Here is a 4,843-nt window from a genome sequence, read left to right as displayed (position 1 = left end):
TGCATTATTATATTCCAGCAATAGCGCATTGCCGTCATACACAAAACGCTGCGCACCGCCGCCTATTTGATACAACCGGCCCAGCGGATCATAGTGCAATTGGGCCTGCAACGCCCCGCTATAGGATAGCGCCGAACAACTCGTGTTATTCTGAGCCCGTTTTTATATCAAAATGTTTTTCAAAAAATCAGTATATTTGCAAATATAATTTCATAATAATTCCCTTATTTATTTTTGATCATCTGATGTCAGCATAAAATTCCTCACGTAAATAACAAAAATTGCCGTCGGTATGAAAGACAATTTCAGTAAAACGTCTGTATCCAATCCAAATAGTTTATATTTCGCTAAAATATTATTTATCAGTGCAGTAAAATTTATTAATAAACAAAAAATCGCGATACACCGAATTTTACGTGAAAATTTTCTCATGGACATTTGACCTGTTTCGCGCCACCAAAAACTTCTGAGTCAAGCGCTGCTCCTAGAATATTACCTACAAATCCAGTTCCTTTTTCCCAACTTTCAGAATACGGCCCTCTTGGATTGCCAGCCTTTAAGAATTTACCAATGACTGCACTTGTTCTACTTGACAATCCCTGCAACGGTATTCGGAATTTTTTGTATATCATTCATCCATTGTTGACAAATAGAATAATGTATTGGAAAAACACAATAAAAGACTAAAAAGGGCAACATACTCATTGAATGAATGCATTGTACTAAAAAAAATTGCGATAAATGATATAAAGCTTATAAAAGAACAAATCTTGAAATATTTGTCATGAACCAAGAATTTTTCATATAAATAAATTATTATTATGAATAGAAATATTTGTATTAAAATCAACATTTCGAAACTAAAATCCAAAAAGGCGCTCGCCATCATACCCAAAATATATAACATGAACACTCGATCTTTTTTCAATTTTATTGACATGGCTTTTTAATCCCTAGCCCATTTGCGTCTTGCATGCTGCCATAAACATAGTCCGCCATGGCCGCAACTGGCTTTCTGAAAGCGGTGTATTGAAACCGGATATGCAAGAGTTTGACAGGCAACTGGCCAAATCCAAGATAAATTATAGAGATATAGCTTACGCCGGCTCCCACTACTCGAAACTCGTTGGCTTCCAGATAAGGTCACATTTTTCTCCAAAGCGGTGAAAGTTTATCAGCGGCCATTCAGTATTGTCCTGATTTAATTTTTACGTGCGATCTGCCGTATCTCGTGGCATCCTGACCTACCACCTTTGTTGCCTAAACAACGGACTCTGATTCAAAGTTTTTCGAACAATTATGAATATGTTGCAAAATATAATAATGAAGACATAAAAAATATAGTGAAATGTACATACATAATATTGTAAAATCTAAAATATATGTTTAATATAATACAAACAAAATTTATCAACAAAATTATTGATATAAATATATACTTATAAGGGAAATTATCGGAAAAAAGAATATATATATATGATGAAATGATAGTTACCAATATAATTACATATACCCTTACCATGATCCGCACCTTCGTTTTGATCTAATATCAACATAGAAGCCCGTTATTGAAGGGCTATTCGGAGGTCTTTTGGCTCTTTTTTGCTTTTCGGGAACCCTTTACCAGATTTCAGGCGCGCTTATCCACTGGCTGCCCTTCTTTCATGGAAGATCAGGCGGTCGAAGTTGTAGGCGAGATTTGCAAGTGTCATTTTCGCCTGCGCCCGCGTGAGACCGATGGTGCGGATGTAGAGGCCAAAGCGGCATTTTTGATGTGCAAAGACATGTTCGACCTTTGCGCGGATGGCAGACTTTGCGGCATTGGCCCGCGATGTGTGTTCAGGCATGGGCTTGCCTTGCGGCTTCTTGCGATGGATACGGCTTTTGAGCATATGGGCTGAAAGCAGCGCCTCATTCTTCTTTGAGCGATAGGCGCTGTCGGCCCAGACGTCACTGGCTGTGTTGTTTGTGTCGATGACATGCTTCATCTGCCGCCCGTCGCTCTGCGCCGCCGATGTCACCGCGCCCTTACGGATAAAGCCATAGCGCCGGTCGATGCTGATATGGCTTTTATAACCGAACACAGGCGTTGCAATCTGCGGCAAGGGCGTGCCATCGGGGCGGTAGCGCACTTTGCCTCCGACCTTCACAGTCCAGCGCGCATCCACATCCTTCTGATGCGCCTTATTGGGCTTACCCCGCCATATCTGCTTTGCGCTTCTGCCTGCCTTGATCGCAGCCTTCTCAGCCTCCGTGTTGCGCTGCTTGGGCGCAGGGACCAGCGTGGCATCGATGATCTGACCACCCATGGCAAGGTAACCCTGTGCCTGCAGCTGCTGCTCAAAGGCCCCCATCGCCTCGGCAAGTGCACCGCTTTCCATAAGCCGGTTGCGGTAATGCCGGATGGTGTTCTCGTCCGGCATCACCCCGCCAAGGTCAAAGCCGAAGAAGCGCATCCAACTTAACCGGTCGCGGATCATATATTCCATCCGCGCATCCGACAGATTATGCTGCGCCTGCACCACCAACACCTTGAACATAGACACCGGATCAAAGGCAGGCCGCCCGCCCTTCGCGCCATCTGTATAGCCCAGCCCCTTCACCAGCAGGCCGCGGAATATCTCAAAATCCACAGCCGCAGCGAGCACCTCCAGCGGATCACCATCATCGCTCAAGCGCTTCAAATGTTCAGACAAAGAAAACAAATTAGGCAAATGCATCGGAATATCTCCTCTGCACCAGTTGAATCATAGATCAGCAATCAACGCCAGAGGTTATTGCGGGTGTCCAAATGCATGCCCGATCATATCGCCCGGGGTAATGCGGCAAAGTCCGCCATCCGTGCAAAGGTCGAACATGTCTTTGCTCACCAGAAATGCCGCTTTGGCCTCTACATCCGCACCATCGGTCTCACGCGGGCGCAGGCGAAAATGACACTTGCAAATCTCGCCTACAACTTCGACCGCCTGATCTTCCATGAAAGAATGGCAGCCAGTGGATAAGCGCGCCTGAAATCCGGTAAAGCGTTCCCGAAAAGCAAAAAAAAGCCAAAAGACCTCCGAATAGCCCTTCAATAACGGGCTTCTGCTGGCTTACGCAGCCACCCCATCCTTCACGCCGACAAAATGATAGTTATTGCGGGTGTCCAGCTCATCCCCGTCATAATGAAAGCGCATGACATTCCCGCCAGGAATTACGATGCCACGTAGCACATACAGCATTCTGCTTGTTATAATTAGGGCATATCGCACGTGTCACCGTAAATCCAGTTACCAGAATTATGGTGACAGTTGCAACAACCCCTAAACTCATCCTTTTGACTTAGCCTTTCGCTACGGCGCTGCAACGTATTTTGCTGAAATTTATGCGAAACCTAACTCAAATAATCTTTTTTCAATAAGTTTGTTTTTAAAATACCTTATGTTTTTTAAAGTAGAATTATCTAGAGATGGTCTTTGCGAAATAGCTACTGCAAAACTGAGCGCATAATAAGTACTCCATTCATCTAAGCGATGTATTTGATTGAATATCATTTCCTTATATTCTTCAAAATGAAAAGGAAATTCAGCAATAATCATGAATAAAATTCCTAGAAATATTTTATCTTCTATTTTATCTAGGGATTCTATATAATTGTATAATATATCTGCCTGTCCATTATGATCTATATATCTAAATATTATTTGAAGATCATTTTCTTGGAATTCACCATTGGCTAATCTCTTAAGCGAGGTTTTAGCATCATATGAAAGTTTGTTCTCGCCATTCATGGGCTATCAACGATTCCTTCTTGTTAATGCTCTAAGAAGTTCTTCTTCCTGAGCTAACCGCTCTCTATGCTGTTGCTGTTTCTGGAACTGAATTTGCTCTTCCTTGGTTCCGTTCTTCCTTCCATTTGGGAAATTATCGAGTTCTTCTAGGCGAGTTTTTATACTTTCCTTAAGATTTTCAATGCTGTCATCATAATCATCGGGATCAATATCGCCAGGATCAGGGAACGAAGCGCCTTTCGGCGTATGAAATTTCCCATCAGCCGATGTTCTTATCGCTTCAACTTGTCTTTTCTCGAGTCCAATTGAACAAAAAAAGCCGCACGAAGTGCGATTACCAATAACAACGATTGGTTCATCAGGAATATCTGGCAGGTTGTACCAAGCTACCGCCAAGCCTCCAATACACACAAGCCCCCCGACAGCATCACCTACGGGCAATGGTCCGTCAATTGCGACTGCGCCACCTGCAAATACCGTCGCTCCAGCGTAGCCGCATTTCCCCGTCGGATCCACCATATTCACCGGATCGTTCCCAACATAGGCATACCAGTTCAGGCCATCGTCATACCCAATCGGATCGGTCTGCATGAACCGGCCCAGTGTGGGCGAGTAGATGCGGGCTTTATAGTAATACATGCCGAGTTCGGGTATCCAAGCTTGGCCTGTATATTGGAACCGGCCCTGATTGGCCGCCGCCGGGATGCCCCATTCGTCATAGCTGTTAATCGCTTGCCGGTTACCCCAGCAATCTGCCAGCGCCGCAACAGAACCGCGCCGATCAGAATGCAAAAACCGCGTGCCAGTGCAATTCATCAACGGGCCTTCCCACCAAGCAAGCGGATCGTCCGCCGCGCCGTTCACACCATGAGCATAACGCCGAACAATAGCAGCTGCATTATTATATTCCAGCAATAGCGCATTGCCGTTATACACAAAACGCTGCGCACCGGGTCTATTTAGTATAATGTTGTCTAATTGATATTCGCATTGTTCTGCTTTCGTGACGTTTTTTTGCCCGATTACCGATGGTTGTCTTCGAGGTCTGCGAACGGCATTGGAGCCTTTGGTGT

Annotated in this window: 5 protein-coding genes; 1 reads left to right on the top strand and 4 read right to left on the bottom strand. The window is 44.5% G+C overall.

The genetic code is table 11. The features are described 5' to 3' along the window. Positions 1-428: 428 nt before the first annotated feature. Positions 429-632, bottom strand: a complete 204-nt coding sequence (locus ACFOWX_RS00025; protein ID WP_381420403.1) for a hypothetical protein — start codon at positions 630-632, stop codon at positions 429-431. A gap of 1,008 nt (positions 633-1,640) precedes the next feature. Further along, positions 1,641-2,720, bottom strand: coding sequence for a transposase (locus ACFOWX_RS00020; RefSeq protein WP_381420402.1), 1,080 nt, complete (start codon positions 2,718-2,720; stop codon positions 1,641-1,643). Between the two features lie 75 nt (positions 2,721-2,795). On the opposite strand from ACFOWX_RS00020, the gene ACFOWX_RS00015 reads away from it, so the two are divergent. Continuing rightward, on the top strand, positions 2,796-3,002 hold the full coding sequence (locus tag ACFOWX_RS00015) for a hypothetical protein (RefSeq protein WP_381420401.1): 207 nt from the start codon (positions 2,796-2,798) through the stop codon (positions 3,000-3,002). Positions 3,003-3,362: 360 nt separating this feature from the next. Here the strand turns inward: ACFOWX_RS00015 and ACFOWX_RS00010 are convergent, their stop codons facing one another. After that, positions 3,363-3,770 (bottom strand): hypothetical protein, encoded by a 408-nt coding sequence (locus ACFOWX_RS00010; RefSeq protein WP_381420400.1) that lies wholly within the window; start codon positions 3,768-3,770, stop codon positions 3,363-3,365. A 6-nt stretch (positions 3,771-3,776) separates the two neighbouring features. Continuing rightward, positions 3,777-4,843, bottom strand: a 1,067-nt coding sequence (locus ACFOWX_RS00005; protein WP_381420399.1) for an RHS repeat domain-containing protein, incomplete at its 5' end; no start/stop codon positions are given.

It is taken from the genome of Sphingorhabdus arenilitoris (assembly GCF_042651485.1).
Classification (GTDB): Bacteria; Pseudomonadota; Alphaproteobacteria; order Sphingomonadales; family Sphingomonadaceae; genus Sphingorhabdus_B; species Sphingorhabdus_B arenilitoris.
Note: the sequence above shows the minus strand (reverse complement) of the source record. Positions and strands in the feature narration are given on the sequence as shown.